Source organism: Nonomuraea sp. NPDC001831, from assembly GCF_042892035.1.
Classification (GTDB): Bacteria; Actinomycetota; Actinomycetes; order Streptosporangiales; family Streptosporangiaceae; genus Nonomuraea.
In genome coordinates this window covers 392,705-410,472 of sequence record NZ_JBIATU010000005.1, presented here as the reverse complement: position 1 = coordinate 410,472, position 17,768 = coordinate 392,705, and the positions used below count along the sequence as shown (strand labels likewise).

The 17,768-nt window shown below is 73.8% G+C and carries 23 protein-coding genes; 11 read left to right on the top strand and 12 right to left on the bottom strand.

What is annotated here, in order from left to right; genetic code table 11:
* Positions 1 to 61 precede the first annotated feature (61 nt).
* The 4 genes from ACFYYW_RS19945 to ACFYYW_RS19930 all read left to right on the top strand — a co-directional run bounded on the left by ACFYYW_RS19945 (position 62) and on the right by ACFYYW_RS19930 (position 2,756).
* Positions 62 to 373 (top strand): hypothetical protein, encoded by a 312-nt coding sequence (locus ACFYYW_RS19945; protein ID WP_387650467.1) that lies wholly within the window; start codon positions 62 to 64, stop codon positions 371 to 373.
* A gap of 208 nt (positions 374 to 581) precedes the next feature.
* Positions 582 to 911, top strand: coding sequence for a hypothetical protein (locus tag ACFYYW_RS19940; protein ID WP_387650466.1), 330 nt, complete (start codon positions 582 to 584; stop codon positions 909 to 911).
* Between the two features lie 10 nt (positions 912 to 921).
* On the top strand, positions 922 to 1,269 hold the full coding sequence (locus ACFYYW_RS19935) for a hypothetical protein (protein WP_387650464.1): 348 nt from the start codon (positions 922 to 924) through the stop codon (positions 1,267 to 1,269).
* Positions 1,266 to 2,756, top strand: coding sequence for a multicopper oxidase family protein (locus tag ACFYYW_RS19930; RefSeq protein ID WP_387650462.1), 1,491 nt, complete (start codon positions 1,266 to 1,268; stop codon positions 2,754 to 2,756). Before ACFYYW_RS19935 ends, ACFYYW_RS19930 begins: the two co-directional genes overlap by 4 nt.
* A gap of 23 nt (positions 2,757 to 2,779) precedes the next feature.
* Here ACFYYW_RS19930 and ACFYYW_RS19925 read toward each other — a convergent pair whose 3' ends face one another.
* A complete protein-coding gene (locus ACFYYW_RS19925; protein WP_387650460.1) occupies positions 2,780 to 3,589 on the bottom strand; it encodes a helix-turn-helix domain-containing protein in 810 nt (269 codons plus the stop codon).
* Positions 3,590 to 3,667: 78 nt separating this feature from the next.
* Here ACFYYW_RS19925 and ACFYYW_RS19920 point away from each other — a divergent pair, with 78 nt between their 5' ends.
* Entirely contained in the window at positions 3,668 to 4,057 is a 390-nt protein-coding gene (locus ACFYYW_RS19920) for a nuclear transport factor 2 family protein (protein ID WP_387650458.1), read from the top strand.
* Between the two features lie 21 nt (positions 4,058 to 4,078).
* On the opposite strand, the gene ACFYYW_RS19915 is transcribed toward ACFYYW_RS19920, so the two are convergent.
* From ACFYYW_RS19915 to ACFYYW_RS19905, 3 genes are read right to left on the bottom strand one after another with little or no spacing between them, the layout of a single operon-like run.
* Positions 4,079 to 5,041: an ABC transporter permease gene (locus ACFYYW_RS19915; protein ID WP_387650456.1), complete on the bottom strand. Its 963-nt coding sequence runs from the start codon at positions 5,039 to 5,041 to the stop codon at positions 4,079 to 4,081.
* Positions 5,038 to 5,883: an ABC transporter ATP-binding protein gene (locus ACFYYW_RS19910; RefSeq protein ID WP_387650455.1), complete on the bottom strand. Its 846-nt coding sequence runs from the start codon at positions 5,881 to 5,883 to the stop codon at positions 5,038 to 5,040. Before ACFYYW_RS19910 ends, ACFYYW_RS19915 begins: the two co-directional genes overlap by 4 nt.
* Positions 5,880 to 6,272: a GntR family transcriptional regulator gene (locus ACFYYW_RS19905; protein ID WP_387650453.1), complete on the bottom strand. Its 393-nt coding sequence runs from the start codon at positions 6,270 to 6,272 to the stop codon at positions 5,880 to 5,882. Before ACFYYW_RS19905 ends, ACFYYW_RS19910 begins: the two co-directional genes overlap by 4 nt.
* 156 nt (positions 6,273 to 6,428) lie before the next feature.
* Here ACFYYW_RS19905 and ACFYYW_RS19900 point away from each other — a divergent pair, with 156 nt between their 5' ends.
* Together ACFYYW_RS19900 and ACFYYW_RS19895 are read left to right on the top strand one after the other, a co-directional pair.
* On the top strand, positions 6,429 to 7,205 hold the full coding sequence (locus ACFYYW_RS19900) for a Clp protease N-terminal domain-containing protein (protein ID WP_387650451.1): 777 nt from the start codon (positions 6,429 to 6,431) through the stop codon (positions 7,203 to 7,205).
* Positions 7,206 to 7,213: 8 nt separating this feature from the next.
* Positions 7,214 to 7,336: a hypothetical protein gene (locus ACFYYW_RS19895; RefSeq protein ID WP_387650449.1), complete on the top strand. Its 123-nt coding sequence runs from the start codon at positions 7,214 to 7,216 to the stop codon at positions 7,334 to 7,336.
* A 10-nt stretch (positions 7,337 to 7,346) separates the two neighbouring features.
* On the opposite strand, the gene ACFYYW_RS19890 is transcribed toward ACFYYW_RS19895, so the two are convergent.
* Genes ACFYYW_RS19890 through ACFYYW_RS19880 form a run of 3 tightly spaced genes read right to left on the bottom strand, consistent with a single transcriptional unit; the run spans position 7,347 to position 9,214 of the window.
* The gene (locus ACFYYW_RS19890; protein ID WP_387650447.1) at positions 7,347 to 8,018 is read right to left on the bottom strand and encodes a hypothetical protein; all 672 of its coding nucleotides are present in this window, start codon (positions 8,016 to 8,018) and stop codon (positions 7,347 to 7,349) included.
* 6 nt (positions 8,019 to 8,024) lie between these two features.
* Positions 8,025 to 8,909: a hypothetical protein gene (locus ACFYYW_RS19885; RefSeq protein ID WP_387650445.1), complete on the bottom strand. Its 885-nt coding sequence runs from the start codon at positions 8,907 to 8,909 to the stop codon at positions 8,025 to 8,027.
* Positions 8,900 to 9,214 (bottom strand): hypothetical protein, encoded by a 315-nt coding sequence (locus ACFYYW_RS19880; RefSeq protein ID WP_352329297.1) that lies wholly within the window; start codon positions 9,212 to 9,214, stop codon positions 8,900 to 8,902. Before ACFYYW_RS19880 ends, ACFYYW_RS19885 begins: the two co-directional genes overlap by 10 nt.
* Positions 9,215 to 9,299: 85 nt before the next feature.
* Between ACFYYW_RS19880 and ACFYYW_RS19875 the strand changes: the two genes are divergently transcribed.
* Positions 9,300 to 9,689: a YbaB/EbfC family nucleoid-associated protein gene (locus tag ACFYYW_RS19875; RefSeq protein ID WP_387650444.1), complete on the top strand. Its 390-nt coding sequence runs from the start codon at positions 9,300 to 9,302 to the stop codon at positions 9,687 to 9,689.
* A 10-nt stretch (positions 9,690 to 9,699) separates the two neighbouring features.
* Positions 9,700 to 10,080 (top strand): YbaB/EbfC family nucleoid-associated protein, encoded by a 381-nt coding sequence (locus ACFYYW_RS19870; protein ID WP_387650442.1) that lies wholly within the window; start codon positions 9,700 to 9,702, stop codon positions 10,078 to 10,080.
* A 24-nt stretch (positions 10,081 to 10,104) separates the two neighbouring features.
* Here ACFYYW_RS19870 and ACFYYW_RS19865 read toward each other — a convergent pair whose 3' ends face one another.
* Genes ACFYYW_RS19865 through ACFYYW_RS19850 form a run of 4 tightly spaced genes read right to left on the bottom strand, consistent with a single transcriptional unit; the run spans position 10,105 to position 14,910 of the window.
* Entirely contained in the window at positions 10,105 to 12,168 is a 2,064-nt protein-coding gene (locus ACFYYW_RS19865) for an iron ABC transporter permease (RefSeq protein WP_387650441.1), read from the bottom strand.
* Entirely contained in the window at positions 12,165 to 13,136 is a 972-nt protein-coding gene (locus ACFYYW_RS19860; RefSeq protein WP_387650439.1) for an ABC transporter substrate-binding protein, read from the bottom strand. The genes ACFYYW_RS19865 and ACFYYW_RS19860 overlap by 4 nt, the downstream gene beginning before the upstream one ends.
* A 9-nt stretch (positions 13,137 to 13,145) precedes the next feature.
* Positions 13,146 to 14,009, bottom strand: a complete 864-nt coding sequence (locus ACFYYW_RS19855; protein WP_387650438.1) for an ABC transporter ATP-binding protein — start codon at positions 14,007 to 14,009, stop codon at positions 13,146 to 13,148.
* 7 nt (positions 14,010 to 14,016) lie between these two features.
* Complete coding sequence (locus ACFYYW_RS19850; RefSeq protein WP_387650436.1) at positions 14,017 to 14,910, bottom strand: siderophore-interacting protein; 894 nt, start codon at positions 14,908 to 14,910, stop codon at positions 14,017 to 14,019.
* Positions 14,911 to 15,130: 220 nt separating this feature from the next.
* Between ACFYYW_RS19850 and ACFYYW_RS19845 the strand changes: the two genes are divergently transcribed.
* On the top strand, positions 15,131 to 15,961 hold the full coding sequence (locus ACFYYW_RS19845; RefSeq protein WP_387650434.1) for a MarR family winged helix-turn-helix transcriptional regulator: 831 nt from the start codon (positions 15,131 to 15,133) through the stop codon (positions 15,959 to 15,961).
* 12 nt (positions 15,962 to 15,973) lie between these two features.
* A complete protein-coding gene (locus ACFYYW_RS19840; RefSeq protein WP_387650433.1) occupies positions 15,974 to 16,471 on the top strand; it encodes an SRPBCC domain-containing protein in 498 nt (165 codons plus the stop codon).
* Here the strand turns inward: ACFYYW_RS19840 and ACFYYW_RS19835 are convergent.
* The gene (locus ACFYYW_RS19835; protein WP_387650431.1) at positions 16,452 to 17,651 is read right to left on the bottom strand and encodes an alpha/beta hydrolase family protein; all 1,200 of its coding nucleotides are present in this window, start codon (positions 17,649 to 17,651) and stop codon (positions 16,452 to 16,454) included. The two genes, ACFYYW_RS19840 and ACFYYW_RS19835, sit on opposite strands and share 20 nt — an antisense overlap.
* Between the last annotated feature and the right edge of the window lie 117 nt (positions 17,652 to 17,768).

The following is a 17,768-nucleotide window of genomic DNA, read 5'->3' as shown; positions in this document are numbered from 1 at the left end:
GGCCTGGCCGGGTAGCTTGCCGCACGGAGATTCCCGAAGACCGAGAGGACGACCGGTTTCGATGAAAACGCGCAAGCACATCGCACGGCTCATCGTCGGCGCGGGCACGCTGGCGGCGGTGCTCACCGTGAACAGCGGGGTGGCCCAGGCCGCCGGACCGTACCCGTACGCGGGGGCGGACGACATCGGCCGCCGGCTGACGGTGTGCGCGGACGACCTGATGGTCCGCGACTTCGTCGGCACCCTGCACCGGGGCCAGACCTTCACCGTCAAGGGCTTCGGCGGCGCCTACAAGGAATGGGTGTACGGCTTCGCCTACGGCAACGTCAACGCCAACGGCGCGGTCGAGAACGGCTGGTTCTGCGACGCCTGACGGCACCCCGTACACCCCGTACACCCCGGCCCGTGACCAGGAACGCCCTGGTCACGGGCCTTTTCGCGGCGCCGGTCCGTACGGCGCGGTAGCGCGGCACTACATCCGTCGTCGTAGACGCGGCCGGCATTTGATCCCGCTGGGGTAGCGGCAGATGAGTCCGCCGGTGGGACGCCACGGAGCCCCGGCCGGACGACGATTACCAGACATGAGATCCCGAGTCAGGTACCTCCAGGGCGCCGCGCTGCCGGCGACCGGGCTGCTCGCTGGCGCGTTCGGACACGGCGCGGCCGACGTGGCGCCCACGTTCGCAGCCGTGCCGCCGGACGTGCGCCTGACCTTCCACACCACGATGACGAAGGTCGACGAGCCGGTCATGCGGAGCGCGATGGGCCTGGCCATCCTGACCACCCTCGGGCCGGCGCTCGCCGGCCGCGACCTGCTGCGCCGGCCGGCGTCCGGCGCCGCCGCGCCGGCCGCTTTCGTGCTGGTCTTCGTCGCCGCGGTCGCCGCCCGTCCCTCGACCTCGTCCCGTTAGGAGAACCGTCATGTTCCTGCGTATCGCGCTCGTCGCGCAGACCGTCGCCCTGCTGCTGCAGGCCGTCACCGCCGGGCTGCTGCTGAGCACGCCGGGCGGCCGGGCCGCCCACAGCGCCACGGCGCTGGCCGTCGCGGCCACCGTGCTGCTGTACCTGGTCGCCGCGGTGATGACCAAGCAGCGGGCGGCCATCCTGCCCGCCGTCGGCATGCTGGTGGCGACGCTCGTGCAGATGGCGCTGGGCATGGCACACGTGAAGGGCGTGCACGTGCCGCTCGGCGTGCTGATGTTCGGCGGCAGCATGGTGCAGACCACGCGGGCCTGGTCCGCCGGCCGTCTCCGGACGCCGTCGGCATGAACCGCATGACCGGCATGACCGGCATGACCAGGCGACAGGCGCTGCGGCTGCTCGGCGTCGGCGCGGCGCTGGGCGTCTCGGGCGTCTCGGGCTGCTCGCTGCTGACCCGCACCCCGCTGCCCCAGCTGATGACCAGCGACGCGCCGCTGCCCGCGCCGTACGCCGTGCCGCTCCCGCGGCCCACGGTGGCCAGACCGGCCAGGACGGACGCGGGCGCCGACTACTACGAGCTCCTCCAGCGCCCGGCCGAGGTGGAGATCCTGCCCGGCCTGCGCACCCCGGTCTGGGGGTACGACGGGCAGTTCCCCGGCCCCACCATCCGGGCGCGCTCGGGCCGCCGGACCGTCGTGCGCGTCGGCAACCGCCTGCCCGCTCCGACGGTCACCCACCTGCACGGCGGGCACACCCCGCCCGAGTCCGACGGCTTCCCCACCGACCTGGTCCAGCCGGGCGCGCACCGCGACCACGTCTTCCCGCTGGAGCAGCGCGCGGCCACGCTGTGGTACCACGACCACCGCATGGACCACACCGGGCCGCAGGTCTGGCGCGGCCTGGCCGGCTTCTTCATCGTCGACGACGACGAGCAGGACAGGCTGCCGCTCCCGTCGGGCGAGCGGGACGTGCCGCTGCTGATCTGCGACCGCGCCTTCCAGGCCGACGGGACGATGCCCTACCCCGGCAGGCAGGACGGCCCCGGCGCCCGCGAGGCGTTCATGGGCGGCGTGCTGGGGGACGTCATCCTGGTCAACGGCGCGCCCTGGCCCCGGCTCGGCGTGGACCGCGCCCGTCACCGGCTGCGGCTGCTCAACGCCTCCAACGCCCGCACGTACGAGCTGGCCCTGTCGCCCGGCGGCCCCCTGACCCGGATCGGCAGCGACGGCGGCCTGCTGGCGGCGCCGCGCCCGCTCCAGCGCATCCGGCTGGCGCCCGGGGAACGCGCGGACGTGATCGTGGACTTCGCCGCCTACCGGGTCGGCGACCACGTCGAGCTGCGCAACCTGCTCGGGGAAGGGCCGCAGGCCCGGGTGATGCGGTTCACCGTCGAGCGCGACGCCCGCGACGACTCGGCGATCCCCAAGGTCCTGTCCACCGTCGAACGCCTCGACCCGGCCGCGGCCGCGGTGACCCGCGACTTCGAGTTCAGCAGCGGCGACCTGCGCGGCCACACCGGCTGGCTGATCAACGGCAAGCCCTTCGACGTGCGCCGCGTCGATGCCCGGCCCAAGCTCGGCCAGGTCGAGGTCTGGCGGGTGACCAGCGACGTCGCCCACCCCGTGCACCTGCATCTGGCGCCCTTCCAGGTGCTCTCGGTCGGCGGCGAACGGCCGGACGGCCCGCCGGAGTGGAAGGACACCGTCGAGCTGCGGGAGGCGCAGACCGTGGAGATCATCACCCGGTTCACCGGCTACCGGGGCCGGTACGTCCTGCACTGCCACAACCTCGAACACGAGGACATGGCCATGATGAGCACCTTCGAGGTGGTCTGACCCCGGGCCGCGATGGAACCCCGTCACTCCCCCGCCAGCACCTCCGCGCCGAACTTCACGAAATAGGCGGCGGTCTCGGCGTCGGACGGGTAGTACGACTCGATCGAGATCTCGTCCAGCGTGATGTCCATCGGGGTGCCGAACGTGGTGGTGGTCGAGAACAGCCGCAGTTCGGCCGCGCCGAACCGGAAGATCATCGGGACGGTGACCTCCGACGCGACCGGCCGGCCCGCCTCCTCCGGGCCCGGCGTGAGCGGTTCCCCCGGACCCGGCGCGAGCAGCTCCTCGTAGAGCGCGTGCAGCTCTGCGTCGGGGGCGACGGCGAGCTGGCGCGCGATCCGGGCCCTGAGGACCGCGCGCACCTCGGCCAGGTTGACGATCCGGGGAGCGAGCCCGCCGCGCTCCAGCCCCAGCCGGACGATGTTGACCGGCGGCCGCAGCAGGTCGGGCGCGACGTCCACGAGGAACGCGTCGACGGCCCGGTTGCTCATCACGATGTTCCACCGGCGGTCGAGGACCACCGCCGGGTACGGCTCGTGGGCGCGCAGCACCCGCGCGACCGCCTCCCCGGCCGTCCCCAGCGCGTCCCCGGTGAGCGGGTGCTCGGCGTACCGGGGGGCGAATCCGGCGGCGAGCAGCAGCCGGTTGCGCTCCCGCAGCGGCACGTCGAGCTGGTCGGCCAGCCGCAGGATCATCTCGGCGCTCGGGTTGGACTTGCCGGTCTCCACCAGGCTCACGTGCCGGGCCGAGACGTCGGCGGCGATCGCCAGGTCGAGCTGGCTGAGCCGCCGGCGATGCCGCCATTGCCGCAACATGTCCCCGACAGTCCGCATGGCCGCCGAGACTACTGGACGTCCGCCATGAAATCCCTTTTCATCGACATCCCCGGCGGAGCCGACCAGGGTGTTCCCATGACGAACGACAACAAGGCCATCGTGCGGCGCGCGCTGACGGAACTGATCGGGACGGGCGACGTCGACGCGCTCGCGCCCCTGCTGAGCGACGACTTCCGGCACCACCGGCCCGGTTCTGCGGCCTCGACCAAGACCGAATGGCTCGGCGCCGTGCGCGCCGCGCTCGTCCCGCTGGCCGGCATGCGCGTGGAGATCGACCACGTGCTGGCCGACGGCGACCACGTCGTGATGCACTCGCGCCGTCAGGCGCCGGACGGCGGCCCGGAGATCGTGGTCGTGGACATCTGGCGCCTGGACGGCGGCCGCATCGCCGAGGCGTGGGAGATCATCGAACCGGTGTCCCAGGCCGCCGCCAACCTGACCTGGTGGGATCCGCCCGTCCGCTGACGTTCGCCGCGTACCGGCCGGTCAGCCGGTACGGCGGAGGGCGCGGCGCACGGCCAGGCCGCCGAGGGCCGCCGCCAGGAGCACCAGGATCCCCGCCTCGGTCCACTGGAAGCGCCAGAACCTGGACGGCGGATGGTGGTACACGGCGTACCGGTACCCCTTGCCGAACAGGCACGCCTGCCAGGCTTCGGCGTTCCTGCCGCTCTGGCCGACGTCGACCCGGCGCGGGCAGCCGGTGCCGGTCGGCTCGGCGACCTCCCTCCCGGACGGCTCCACCCAGGCGGCGCTCACCAGCCGGGCGTCGGGGTCGTCCAGCACCACGGTGCCGGACAGCACGGCGCGCGCCGGCTCGGCGTAGTGGTCGCTCAGCTGGAACAGCGTGAACATCGTCACCGTCACCCCCGCGACGACCAGCGCCATCGCGGGCAGCGTACGGCGGAACAGGGTGCCGGCGGCGGTGCCGAGCGCGAACGCGTACAACCACCACGCCGCCGGCTCCACCCCGACCATGTTGAACGTCCCGAGGTTGCCGAACGTGGAGTCGACCCCCTCCCTGAACACCGGCCGCCACAGGCTCACCATGATCGACAGCAGCAGGCCGCCCGCCACGACCGCGCCGCCCAGGATCGACAGTTTGACCGCCAGCCACCGCCACACGGGCACGGCCTGGGTCCAGGCCAGGCGGTGGGTGCCGCGCTCGTACTCCCGGCCGAGCAGCGGCGCGCCCCAGAACGCCCCGATCAGCGCCGGCGCCACCAGCGGCATCCAGCCGAACACCGAGTACACCGCGTCGTAGCGCTCGCCGAGCGCCACCGCCAGCTCTCCGCAGGCCACGGCGGGCCCCGGGCAGCCGGGCTGGGCGTGCTCGGCCACGTACCAGCCGGCCTCCACCGCCGAGCCCAGCAGCAGCAGCCCCAGCAACGCCAGGAACCCCGCCGTCACGACGATCTGCGCCCGGTGCTGGCGCCACGTCACCCAGATCACGCGTCCACCTCCGTCAGGTGCGGCAGCGCCGCCGCCCCGGGGCTGCGCAGGTAGCCCATGACGAGCTCGTCCAGGCCGGGGCGGCGCGCCTGCCAGCGCGGATCGAGCGGCGGCCCGCCTCTCACCAGCAACCGGGCCTGTCTGCCGGTACGGCTCTCGGCCACCACCCGCGTCCCCGCCGTCGACGCCTCCTGCGGTCCGGTGAGCACGAGATGCTCCTCCAGCAGTTCCTCGATGTCACCGCTGACCTGCACCCGGCCCCCGTTCAGCAGGATCAGCCAGTCGCAGGTGTCCTCCAGGTCGGAGACGACGTGCGAGGACAGCAGCACGGTCAGCGCCCGGTCGGCGGCCTCGGCCATGATCGAGCGCATCACGTCGTGGCGGGCCAGGGGGTCGAGGTTGGCCAGTGGCTCGTCCAGCACGAGCAGGTCGGGCCGGCTCGCCAGCGCCAGGGTGACCGCCACCTGCGCCTGCTGCCCGCCCGACAGCGCGCTCACCTTGCGCCCCAGCGGGACGCCCAGCCGGGTGAGCCGGTCGGCGGCGGCCGCGTCGTCCCAGCGGGTGTTCATGCGGCGGCCGAAGGCGAGCATCTCGGCGACGGTGAAGCTCTCGTACAGCGGCTTGTCCTGCGCCACGAACGCCGCGTCGCCGGTCACGCGGACGCTCCCCGCCGCGGGCCGCAGCAGGCCGACGGCCGCGTGCATGAGCGTGGTCTTGCCCGCGCCGTTGGGCCCGACGAGCGCCGCCACGCGCCCCGCGGGCACGGCCAGCGAAAGGTCGCGCAACACCCAGGTACGGCGATGACGCACCCCCAGCCCGGTCGCCTCCAGCGCGGGGCTCATGCCACTTCCTCCTTCGCGGCGTCGGCCAGGACCACGGCGAACAACGCCCGCAGGTCCTCCTGATCGAGCCCCGCCGACCGGGCCTGCCGCACCCACGCCTCCAGACCGCGTCGCAACCGCGTGTGCTCGGCGAGCGTCGCCCCCGCGACGCCCTCCCGGACGAACGTGCCCATCCCCGGCCGCCCCTCGACCAGCCCTTCGCGTTCCAGCTCCCGGTACGCCTTGAGCACGGTGTTGGGGTTGATGGCCAGGCTCTCGACCACCTCGCGGGCGGTCGGCAACTGGTCGCCGGGCCGCAGCGTGCCCAGCCGGAGCGCCTGTTTGACCTGGTGGACGAGCTGAAGGTAGCGCGAGACCCCCGAGCCGCGGTCCAGGCTGAACTCGATCAACGCATCACCCTTTCACTAATTGAATAGTGAAAGGGTGGTGGCTGGACCTCCTGTTGTCAATTTCCGTGGGGGCATAAAGCCTGGAAGAGCTAACCCCTATGGGTGTATAGGTAGGAGGTAACCCGGCGATACCCCCAAGGCTGGAAAGGCGTCGTCATGCCGAAGATCAACGTGTACCTGCCCGACGAGCTGGCCGAGGCGGTCAAGGCCGCCGGCGTCCCGGTGTCGGCGATCTGCCAGCGCGCGCTGGAGCAGGCGGTGCGCAGGATCACCGCCATCCGCCAGACCGCCCTGAGCGAGCTGGACGCCGGTGACCTGGCCGAACGGCTGCCGCGCTTCACCGACCGCGCCCGCACGGTCGTCAAGCTGGCCATCGACCGGGCCCGCGCCGACGCGGCGCCGGCCGTCGGCACCGGGCACCTGCTGGCCGGGATGCTGGCCGAGGGGCAGAACCTGGCGCTGCACGTGCTCAGAGCGGTCGACATCGACCCCGCCCAGGTCCAGCGCGACCTGGACGGGCAGCCGTCCGGCGCGGAAGGCGGAGAGCGCGGGGAAGACGGGGAACGCGGGGCCGGCGGGGACTCGGTGGTGCACTTCAGCGACGCCGCCGCCGGCGCCCTCGAACTGACGGTCACCGAGGCGACCGCGATGGGGCACAACTACGTCGGCTGCGAACACCTGCTCCTGGGCCTGATCACCGAGCCCGACGGCGCCGCCGGGCAGGTCCTGCGGGCGCTGGGCGCCGAGTCCCGCCTGGTCCGCCGGGCCGTGACGGCGGCCCTGGCCGGCTACGTGCACCTGCGCGCCCAGACGTCGGCCGCCGGCGATCCGGCGCAGGCGCTGGCCGAGGCGGTGCGGCAGCAGGTGCAGCCGCTCATCGAGCGCATCGAACGGCTGGAGCAGAACCTGGGCTCCGCGTCCGGGCCCCGGTGACCAGGGCCGTGGACACGCCGATCCGCCGCCGCCGACCCCCGTCACGCCTGGCCCGCGTCCTGATCAGCTCCGTGGCCGTCGCCGTCTTCTGGCTGCTGATCCTGCTGCCGCTGCTCCTCGACGGCCGGTGAGGCGGGCGCGCTAGCCCTGCAGCCGCATGAGCTGCCACTGCGCGAACGAACTGACCTCCTCGTCCTTCACCCTGGCGGCGAGACGCAGCAGCGCTGCGTCGTCCTCGGCCATGCGCGTCGCGATCGCCGCGGCGAACAGGCGGGCCACCGGGTCGTCGCCCTCCAGCGCGGCGACGACGTCGCCCGGGTCGGGGTCCTCGGCGTCGGCGGCGACCAGCCCGGCCGCGAGCCGTCCGACCTCGGGGTCGGCCAGCCGGGACAGCCCCGCCATGAGCTGTTCGGTCGAGGCCATCGCCAGGAAGTGCAGGACCTTCCAGCGGATGGCGGTGTCGGAGGTCCGGCTCAGGGCGAGGGTCTGGGCGATGACGCCGGCGTGCCGCTCGTCGGCGGCGAGCAGCACGAACTCGACGGCGAAGAACCGCACCTGGGTCCGCGGGTGGGCCAGCAGGGCGGGGACCTCGTCCAGCAGCGGCTCGGCCGGCTCGCCCAGCTCCGACAGCAGCCAGGCGCCGGTCTGCACGGCGTCGTCGTCGCCGCTGCGCAGCAGGATGCGCAGGTTCTCGACGGGGTAGCCGTCGAACAGCTCGTTGAGCAGGTCGTTGGCGACCTGGCCGCGGGCCTCGTCGTCCACGGGGCGGGCGAGGATGCGCGCCATCAGGTCGTCGCCCGTCTGTGTCTGCATGTGGTGCTATTTCCCCTCGTCGGCCTTGCGGTCGAGGTCGCGCAGGAGCTGCTGCTCCTGCTCCAGCCGGGCGGCGTGCCCGGAGTCCCTGCCGAGCCGGGCCTCGTTCATCTTCCGCGTCAGGATGCTGTTCCTGACGTCGGCCGCCGTCCGCCTCGCCTGCTCCGGTGTCATCTTGCTGACGTCGTTGCTGTCGGGCAACTTGCCGTGCATGCGCTGCGCGGCGTTGTCGAAGCTCGCCGAGGCGTTCGGGTCGTAGCCGCCGCCCTTCCCGCCCTTGCCGCCGCCGCCCCCGCCGCGCCTGCGCCCCATCTGGAGCATGCCGTCGCGGGCGTGCGGCCGCTTCTCCATCTCCTTCATGATGCGGCGCATGGTCTCGGTCACCCGGCCGCTCAGCACCGGGGCCAGGCCCCTGGCGGTGCCCTCGGCGCCTTCGAGCGCCACCCTGCCCACGGCGTGGCGGGTCATCTGCATGCGGGCGAGCGCGATCATGCCGCCCGCGGCGCCGCCGAACAGCAGCGCCTGGGTGGCGGCGGTCAGTCCGTACGCGGCCTGCGTGCCCACGGCCAGCTTGACCGCGCTGACCACGTTCGCGGTGCCGTCGAGGACGGCCGGCGCGACCCTCGCCGCCGAGGCGGCCTGGGAGATGTGGCCGCCGCCGTCGCCGACCTGGTTCCAGTGGCCGGCCAGGTGCGTGGCCGAGTCGCCCTGGTAGGACTGCGACGCGTTGCGCACCGACTCGTCGGCCGCGGCGCCCTGGGCCGACGACGCGGCGAGGACGACCCGCCAGTCGTCGGCCTCAAGCCGCCACTCGTCCTCGTTGTCGTTCGGCCAGGGGAAACCGATGAGGTTGAGGAAACCCGCCACGTGCGGGTCGAGGGTCACCGCCACCCGGGGCTCTCGAAGCTCTCGACGGTGGCGCTCTCCGCCGCCCGGGTGTTCCTCGCGACCATGCGCAGCCCCTCGCCGGTCTCGGCGATCTGCCCGCCGATGCCCGTCAGCGCGTCGAGCGAGGTCTGCAGGCATTCGTTGTAGGTGGCGATGATGGTGGCGAACAGCCCCTCGCCGCCGAAGGTCCGGGCGCCGCTCCCCCGCTGCCGCAGCCGCGTGACCGCGGCCTCGTAGTTCGCCCCATGGCCGGTGACGTACGCGCCGTCACGGCTCACCGCCCCCGCGGCGATCTCAAATCCCGTCATGCCCAGAAAGCATATCCAGTCAAATCCGGCCCAGAGGTTTACCTCTACACTGAACGTTCACGTGACTGACTGTCGGAGGTTCGACATGCGTTCACCCGCGCCTGAGGACGACGCCGAGTACCTGCACCAGTACGTCGCCCAGAGCCGCCACGCCATCCGGGCGCTGCACGACGCGCGGGCGTCCATCGGCCGGGTGGAGGGCCGCGCGGAGAGCGACGACGGGCTGGTCGAGGCGGTCGCCGACGGCAACGGCGTCCCCACCCGCCTGCGCATCGACCCGCGGGCGCTGCGCCTGGACGAGGCCGCGCTCGGCAGGAAGACCGCCGCGGTGCTGCGAGCCGCGCAGGACGACGCCGCGCGCCAGGCCCGGGAGATCGCCGACGGGGTGCGGGACGCCACCGCCGCCGTGCCCGCGCCACTGGACGAGACCTTCGTGCGCGCGCGGGTCGAGCAGGCACTCAACGACCTTTACTAGGAGGCCGAGCGTGTTCGGGCCGGAGATCGACCCCGCCAACATCAGCGAACGCGAGCTGGACGAGGCCGCCCGCCGGGGCGAGCGCATGCTGGCCTGGCTGGAGTCGGCGCAGGAGGAGTTGCGGGCCGTCATCGGCGCCGGCGAAAGCCCGTCGGGCCACGTGCGGGTGACCGTCGACGCCGACGGGCGCGTCCTCGACGTCCGCTACGACCGGCGCGCCCTGCGGCTGGGCGCCCAGGACCTGGCCGAGGAGACGCTGGCGGCGATACGGGGGGCGGCCGCCGACGTCCGGCGGCGCACCCACGACCTCATGCGCGAGGCCGTCCCCGGCTACGACCCCGACCGCACGCAGGCCGAGCTGGAACGGCTGCTCGGCGCCGAGTGGGCGTGACCTTCCCAGGCGCGCCCGGGAAGGTCACTGAGCGGCCGCCCGGCCTCCGGCGCGCGAGCGCCAGAGCAGCCACACGAAGTACGGCGTGCCGAGCAGCGCGGTGACCAGCCCGGCCGGCACCTGGGCGGGCGCGATCACCGTACGGCCCAGCGTGTCGGCCAGGCTGACCAGCACCGCCCCGAGCACCGCGGCCGCGGGCAGGAGCCGCACATGCCTGCCGCCGACCAGCGCGCGGGCGGCGTGCGGGGCGACGAGCCCGACGAACCCCACCACGCCGACGGCCGAGACCGCCGTGGAGGTGACGAGCACGGCGCCGCCCAGCGCGAGCAGCCGCACGGGTTCCAGCGGCACCCCGAGCACCCGGGGCGTGTCCTCGTCGAGCGCGAGCAGGTCGAGGTCGCGCCGCAGCCACGCAGCGAGCGGCAGGAAGAGCGCGAGCGCCACGGCGACCGGCAGCAGCTGGGCCGGAACCCGCCCGTAGGTGGAGCCGGAGAGCCAGGTGAGCGCCTTGGCGGTGTTCCACGGGTCGGACCTGACGATGATCAGCACGGTGACCGCGTTGAACAGCGCGTGCGCGCCGACGCCCATGAGCACGAGCCGGTCCGAACTGAGCCCGCCGCGCCAGGCCAGCAGGTGGACCAGGGCGAAGGCGGCGAGCGCGCCGAACCCGGCCGCGCCGGACACCGCGGCGATCCCGGCCGCGGGCACGAGGGTCAGCGTCGCGACGGCCGCCGCGCCCGCCCCCGCGGTGACGCCCAGCACACCCGGCTCGGCCAGCGGGTTGCGGGAGACGGCCTGGAAGGCCGCGCCGGAGACGGCGAGCGCGGCGCCGGCCAGGACCGCCGCGGCGACGCGCGGCCAGCGCTGGTCGAGCACGTACGTCAGCGCCCTGCCGGTGCTGCCCCGCAGCCAGTTGGCGACGTCGCCGAGCAGCAACCAGGTGTCGCCGCCGAGCAGGCCCAGCACGACGGACACGATCAGCAGCGCCGTCCCGGACAGCAGGATCACCGCGAAGGCGGCGCGGCCGGGGGCGGCGGCGGTGCGGACGGTCGGCGGCCGCCGGGCCGGCCCGGCGTCACGGTGCCGGCGGGCCAGCCACATGAGCACGCCCGCGCCCAGCATCGCGGTCACCACGCCCGGCGGCACGTCCACGCCCGCCTGCGCGCCGAGCACGAAGCGCAGCGCGATGTCGGCGGCCAGCAGGACGACCACGCCGGCCAGCGCCGAGAGCGGCACCAGCACGCGATGCCGGCCCAGCTCGGGCAGCCGGCGGGCCAGCAGCCGGACGACGACCGGCGCGCACAGGCCGACGAACCCGACGGGCCCGGCCACGGTGACCGCGGCGGCCGAGAGCATGACCGCGAGCACGACGACGGTCAGCCGCAGCCGCCGGACGTCCACGCCCAGCACCGAGGCGGTGTCGTCGCCCAGGCCGAGGATGTCGAGGCGGGAGCCGAGCGCGACGGCCGCCCCGATCGCGACCACGATGACCGGGGCCATCTGGGTGACGCCGCCGAGGTCGCTCTGCACGAGCGAGCCGCTGCCCCAGGCGAACAGGCCGGTGTTCTCCTCCTGGAAGAGAATCATGAGCAGGGTGGTCACCGACTGCAGGGCCAGCGCGGTCGCGGAGCCGGCCAGGATCAGCCGCGTCGTGCCGGTCCTGCCCCCCGCCGACAGGGCGAGCACCAGGGCGGCGGCGGCCAGGCCGCCGAGGAAGGACAGGCCGCCGGACAGGAAGGCCGGCAGACTCAGCCCGAAGGTGGCGGCCAGCACGACCGCCAGGTACGCGCCGTTGCTGACGGCGAGGGTGTCGGGCGAGGCCAGCGGGTTGCGTGCGACCGACTGCAGCAGCGCGCCCGCCGCGCCGAGCGCGACGCCGACGCTGACCGCCGCCAGCAGCCGCGGCAGCCGGGAGGCGACCAGCACGTTCATCGCCTGCTCGTCGAGGGCGAACAGGTCGGTGTCGGAGGTGCCCTGCGTCAGGTGGAGCGCGGCGAGGGCCGCGACGGCGGCCAAGGTCACGAGGAAGGCCCCCGCGACGCCGAGCCTGCGCAGCGGCGTCGCGGGGGCCTCGACTGCGGTGATCACCCGGCGTACGCCTTCACCAGGGCGTCGGCGAACTGCCGGCACGACAGGGGGCCGCCGAAGGTCCAGATGCCGTCGGGCAGTTTGGTGATCTGGTTCCGCTTGACGAAGCTCAGCGACTTCCACAGGGAGTTGCCCGCCAGGCCGGCGAAGACGTCCACGCCGTCGGAGGCGTTGTAGAACAAGCGCAGGTTCTCGTCCTTGACCGCGGTCATGCCCTCGACGTCGGTGCTGCCGAGGCCCCACTGCGCGTCGACCTGGCCGGTCCAGGCGTTGGTGAGGCCGAGCCGCTCGGCCACGTCGGAGACCAGGGCGCCCTTGCCGAACGGGCGGATGGAGATCTTGCTGCCGTCCTTCCAGCCGTCGGCCATCATGAACTTCTGCCCGGCCGAGCCGGAGGCGGCGATCCTGGCCCTGCCGGCGGCCATGGCGGCGTCGAAGTCGGCCATCACCTTGGCCGCCTGCTCCGTCCTGCCGACGGCGGTGGCGAGCAGGGTGAGGTCGTCGCGCATGCGGGTGAGGTTCGCGGCGGCGTCGCTGCCCTTGGCGACGATGACCGGGGCGATCTTCTCCAGCTGGCCGATGAGGGCGGCGTCGTCGGACTCCATGACGACGAGGTCCGGCTGGAGGGCGGCGACGGAGTCGACGCTGGGCTCCTGGCGGGTGCCGACGTCCTTGACGGAGGCGTCGAGCGGGGCCGCGGTGACCCACGTGCCGTAACCCTTGACGTCGGCCGCGCCGACCGGCTGGACCCCGAGGGCGACCAGCATCTCGACCTCCCCCCATTCCAGGCCGACGACGCGGGTCGCGGGCCTGTCGAGGGTGACCTGCTTGCCGCGGGCGTCGGTCACGGTGATCGGGGCCGCGGCGCCCGCCGACGGCTCCTGGGGCGTGGGGGCGGCGGGGGGCTCCGTGGTGCCGCAGGCGGTCAGCAGCAGCATGGCGGCCATGACCGCCGGGAGGGAACGCATGGGGATCTTTCAGCCTTTCATCGCCAGGTGGCGGCCCAGCGGCCTGGTGCGGACCAGCCCGGTGCGGGAATCGATCGTGGCCTCGACGCGGATGCCGTAGGCCTCGGTGAGCAGGTCCTCGGTGAGCACCTCGGACGGCGCGCCGTCGGCGCGGACCCGGCCGCTCTGGAGCAGCACGACCCGGTCGGCGATCTCGGCGGCCTGGTTGAGGTCGTGCAGGACGACGCCGACGGCCACACCGTGCCGGTCGGCCAGGTCGCGCACGAGTTCCAGCAGCTCGACCTGGTAGCGCAGGTCGAGGAAGGTGGTGGGCTCGTCGAGCAGGAGCACGCCGGCGTCCTGGGCCAGGCAGGTGGCCAGCCACACGCGCTGCATCTCGCCGCCGGACAGCTCGTCGACGACGCGTGCGGCCATGGCGCGCACGCCGGTCAGCTCCATGGCGTGCTCGATCGCCGCCTCGCCGCCGGGGTCGCCCGCGCGCCAGCGGCCGCGGTGGGGGTGGCGGCCGTAGCCGACCACGTCCTTGACGCGTACGCCGGTCGGGGTGGGACGGCTCTGCGCCAGCAGCGTCACCCGGCGGGCGAAGTCGCGGGCGGACAGGGCCAGGGCGTCGGCGCCGCCGGCCAGCCGGACCTCGCCGGAGTCGGGGCGGTGCAGCCGGGCGAGGGCGCGCAGCAGGGTGGACTTGCCGCTGCCGTTCGGGCCGACCAGGGCGGTGACGGCGCCGGCGGCCAGGCTGATGCAGGCGCCGTCGATGACCGGGCGGCCCGCGTAACCGAGGCACAGGTCGGTGCCGGCGAGCGCTGGATCGGGGAGCGCCGAGCCGGGGAGCGCCGAGCCGGTGGGGTCCGGGAGCAGGGGGGCGGTCGTCATGGCGGGCTCACGCGTCCTCGGAGCGGCCCTGACGCCAGTAGCCCATGAAGGCCACGGCCTTGCGGTCCATGCCGCGCTCGGAGACCAGGTGGCGGCGCAGCCGCTTGATCACGGCCGCCTCGCCGGCCAGCCAGGCGTAACAGGGGCCGTCGCCGGTCTCGGGGATCTCCCAGAGGATCTCGGCGTCGACGTCGATCTCCTCGGGTTCGGCGCCCGCCGCGCCCGCGGGCAGGAGCCTGGCGGCGGCCTCCGCGACGGCGGGCTCCAGGCGGGCGCCCCACGGGGCGTCGCCGCGGGCGAGCCAGGTGACCCGCACGCCCGGCGCGCCGGCGACCGGAAGGAAGTCCTCCTCGTGCGGCACCTCCAGCAGGGCCTCGCCGGTGACATGGGCGGGCAGGCGCTCCAGGATGCCGACGATCGCCGGGACGGCGGTCTCGTCACCGGCGAGCAGCACGGTGCCGAAGCCGGCGGGCGGCCGGAACTCCAGGCCGCCGTGGAAGCCGTCGTAGAGGCCGTTCGGGCCGAAGATCGCCGCCTGCGAGCCCGGCTCGGCGGCGGCGATCCAGCGGGCGGCCGGTCCGGCGGGCCCGGCGCAGTCGTCGTGCAGGACGACGTCGATGTCGACCTCGGCGGACTCGGGGCGGACCGCGCGGACGGTGTAGGTGCGCAGCGGGTTGCGCTCGTCGCCCTGGGCGTACCACTGCTTGAACCAGTCGGTGCCGCGCGGGAAGCGCGTCACGCCCGCGCCGGGGGTCGGCAGGACCAGCTTGACGCGCTGGTCGTACCCGTTGTCCGCGAACTCGTGCAGGTCATCCCCGGTGAAGGTCACGCGCAGGAACGACGGGCTCAGCCGCCGTAGGCCCCGAACCTGGACGTCGAAGGCACGAAAAGGATCAACCACCACAGAGCTCCTTAATTAGGTAAGGCTAACCTACATTGGATCCCGTGACGGGCAAACCTGCGCTTACAGGTCGAGCGTCTTTACGATGTAGATCACAAACTGGCCGGAAAATTCTCGGCCGGAGTTGTCGGATCCCGGCCGCGTCGTTCGTAGCCAGGGTGAACAGTCGTCCAGAGGGACTGTCACGACCAGCCGCTCACGACCAGGGAGACGCCGACCGATGCAGCACCACCACCCGCAGGCCAGGATCCACCGCATGTTCGAGCTCACCGAGCCGATCGCCACCGCCACCTTCTCCGAGGTGGCCAACGAGGCGTTCCTGGCCGTCGGCATGCGCAACTACTGGGACGGCTACTTCGCCGGCCGCGCCGCACCGCTGGGCCTGGCACCGGCCGAGGTGGTCCACGCGGTCTTCTACAACTTCGCCGACGGCGAGGTGGCCCGCCACATCCCCTGGGTGTGGGGCAAGATCACCCCGCAGGAGGCGATCGCCGTGCGCGAACAGGGCAGCACCGCCGCCCTGCGGCAGCTGATCGGAGAGCTCGCCGACTCGCCCGGTCTGGCGCGGGCCGCCGACCTCGCCACCCGGGCGGGGCTCAGCGCGCCGACCGCGGGCCGGCCCCTGTACGCCGGGCTGCGGGCGCTCGACGTGCCCGAGGAGCCGGTGGCCAGACTCTGGCACGCGGCGACGCTGCTGCGGGAGCACCGGGGCGACGGCCACAACGCCGCCCTTGTCGCCCATGGCATCGGCGGCACCGAGGCCCACGTCCTCGTGGCCCTCTCCCTCGGGATGCGGGCGGAGGAGTTCGGCCGGATCCACCACCTGCCCAAGGCCCGGCTGACCGCCGTGGTCGACGGGCTGCGCGACCGCGGCCTCGTGGACGCCGCCGGCGGGTTCACCGACGCCGGCCGGGAGACCAAGCAGCGGATCGAGGCGCTCACCGACGAGCTGGCCGCCCCGGCGTACGACGTGCTCACCCCGGACGAGCTCGACGAGCTGGTCACGGAGCTCGAACCGATCGCCGCCGCGGCATCGGCCTCCGACCACTGAAAGGACCGGGCCATGACCAGCACCGCGGACTACCGGACGACCCTGCGGGTGAAAGCCTCTCCCGACGCCCTCTTCGACGCGCTCACCACCGTCACGGGCCTCGCGGCCTGGTGGAACCCGGCGACCGGGTCCGGCACGACCGGCGGCGAGCTCCGGTTCCTCATGAACGCCCCCGAGCCACTCGTGATCCACGTCGAGGAGGCGACCCGGCCGGCGTCGGTGCGATGGACCGTCGTCGACTGCCCCTTCCTGCCCGACTGGATCGGCACGAGGCCCACGTTCACCGTCACCCCGGTCGACGACGACACGTCCGAGCTCGTCTTCCACCACCAGGGCCTGAGCGAGGACCTGGAGTGCTTCGGCATGTGCAGCCGCAGCTGGCAGCACTACATGACGAGCCTGCGCGACCACCTGGAGGGCGGCGGCGGCAGCCCGTTCGGCAGCCCCGCGGACAGGGCGCGCCGGCGAGCGCAGGCAGCCGGCCCGGCCCTCAGGGGTTCTGGAAGGTGACTTCCGGGTTGGCGGCGGACGGGCCGTCCAGCAGGGGCTGCCGCTCGCCGCGGAGGTGCCGGCCGAAGAAGGCGCCGACGTACGACGTGGTGATCTCGCCCGACCGCTTGCCCGACAGGGGCGCGGCCGGATCGACGATCCCGACCTGGGCCCCCAGGATGGGCAGGTCGATGAAGGTGAAGTGGCCGGAGTCGGCCACGGTGAGCCAGCGCTTCCAGCCGTCCAGGCGGGGCCAGTCCCGCGTCCAGGTGGTGTCGGCGGCGCCGGGTGAGTGCTGGACCTTGGTGCCGAGCATGAGGAACGGCCGCCCGCCGAGGCCGGAGGCCGCGACCGGGGCGAAGAACGAGCCGTCCAGGTTCACCCCGGCGCGGACCCGCCGGTCGGCGGCCATGACGCCGGCCGCGGCGTTGCCGCCGAGCGAGTGGCCCGCCGCGCCGATCCGGCGCGGGTCGATCATCTGCCAGTGCCGCCAGGCGGGCGCGGACCGTGCGGGACGGGTCAGCCGGTCGATCACGAAGGACAGGTCGGCCGCCCGGTTGACCGCGGCCTTGGCCATCAGCGCCTTCTCCGCCTCGTCGGAAGGGGCGCTCTCCACCGTCTCGCACGCGACGCAGGTCAGGGTACGGCCGCCGGGGAAGGACGTGCCGAACGACTCGTAGGCGTGATCCACGAGGGCGACGACGTACCCCTTGGAGGCGAGGTCCTCGGCGAGCGTGGTCAGGGTGGCCCGGTTGAGGGTGAACCCCGGGGAGAGCACCACCAGGGGGTGCCGGCCGCCGACGGGACGGGCGTCCAGGTGCGCGTTCGTGCTGACGCCGGCGAGTTGCTCGGGCTTGAAGACGGCGTCGAGCCGCTGCCCCTTGAGCAGCAGCCGCGCCTCGTCGACGGTCATGTACGGCGCGGCGCTCCCGCCGGTGCGCGCCGGGAAGTACACCGAGACCATCAGCTCGCGTGCGGCCGCGGGCATCCACGGGTCGCGGCGGCCGGCGTCGACGAGGTGCAGGGTGTCGCGCCCCACTTCGTACCGGCCGGTGGGCTGCGGGATCGCGACGCGTACGTCGGAGGCGCCCGCGGTGGAGACAGCGGCGGCGGCGGGCGCCGCCGCCGCCGCGGCCGCGGCCGGGAGGGCCAGCGTCAGGGCGAGAAGGAGGGGTGCGGGGTTACGGCGAGTTCTGATCATGCACAGAACTGTAGAAATGACGCCACCACCCCCCACATGCCCGAAAGACAGGCTCGGACCCTTACTTTTGTCAGGGGTCAGGACACTCTTGGCAGGCGCCAGGCCCGAGCGGGCCGG

Bases quoted from the DNA above. Each gene is read 5' to 3' on its own strand.
- ACFYYW_RS19900 (WP_387650451.1), top strand. From the start codon at position 6,429: ATGCCGAAGATCAACGTGTACCTGCCCGACGAGCTGGCCGAGGCGGTC.
- ACFYYW_RS19935 (WP_387650464.1), top strand. From the start codon at position 922: ATGTTCCTGCGTATCGCGCTCGTCGCGCAGACCGTCGCCCTGCTGCTG.
- ACFYYW_RS19840 (WP_387650433.1), top strand. From the start codon at position 15,974: ATGACCAGCACCGCGGACTACCGGACGACCCTGCGGGTGAAAGCCTCT.
- ACFYYW_RS19940 (WP_387650466.1), top strand. From the start codon at position 582: ATGAGATCCCGAGTCAGGTACCTCCAGGGCGCCGCGCTGCCGGCGACC.
- ACFYYW_RS19925 (WP_387650460.1), bottom strand. From the start codon at position 3,589: ATGCGGACTGTCGGGGACATGTTGCGGCAATGGCGGCATCGCCGGCGG.
- ACFYYW_RS19860 (WP_387650439.1), bottom strand. From the start codon at position 13,136: ATGCGTTCCCTCCCGGCGGTCATGGCCGCCATGCTGCTGCTGACCGCC.
- ACFYYW_RS19910 (WP_387650455.1), bottom strand. From the start codon at position 5,883: ATGAGCCCCGCGCTGGAGGCGACCGGGCTGGGGGTGCGTCATCGCCGT.
- ACFYYW_RS19920 (WP_387650458.1), top strand. From the start codon at position 3,668: ATGACGAACGACAACAAGGCCATCGTGCGGCGCGCGCTGACGGAACTG.
- ACFYYW_RS19845 (WP_387650434.1), top strand. From the start codon at position 15,131: ATGCAGCACCACCACCCGCAGGCCAGGATCCACCGCATGTTCGAGCTC.
- ACFYYW_RS19855 (WP_387650438.1), bottom strand. From the start codon at position 14,009: ATGACGACCGCCCCCCTGCTCCCGGACCCCACCGGCTCGGCGCTCCCC.
- ACFYYW_RS19835 (WP_387650431.1), bottom strand. From the start codon at position 17,651: ATGATCAGAACTCGCCGTAACCCCGCACCCCTCCTTCTCGCCCTGACG.
- ACFYYW_RS19890 (WP_387650447.1), bottom strand. From the start codon at position 8,018: ATGCAGACACAGACGGGCGACGACCTGATGGCGCGCATCCTCGCCCGC.
- ACFYYW_RS19875 (WP_387650444.1), top strand. From the start codon at position 9,300: ATGCGTTCACCCGCGCCTGAGGACGACGCCGAGTACCTGCACCAGTAC.
- ACFYYW_RS19930 (WP_387650462.1), top strand. From the start codon at position 1,266: ATGAACCGCATGACCGGCATGACCGGCATGACCAGGCGACAGGCGCTG.
- ACFYYW_RS19880 (WP_352329297.1), bottom strand. From the start codon at position 9,214: ATGACGGGATTTGAGATCGCCGCGGGGGCGGTGAGCCGTGACGGCGCG.
- ACFYYW_RS19945 (WP_387650467.1), top strand. From the start codon at position 62: ATGAAAACGCGCAAGCACATCGCACGGCTCATCGTCGGCGCGGGCACG.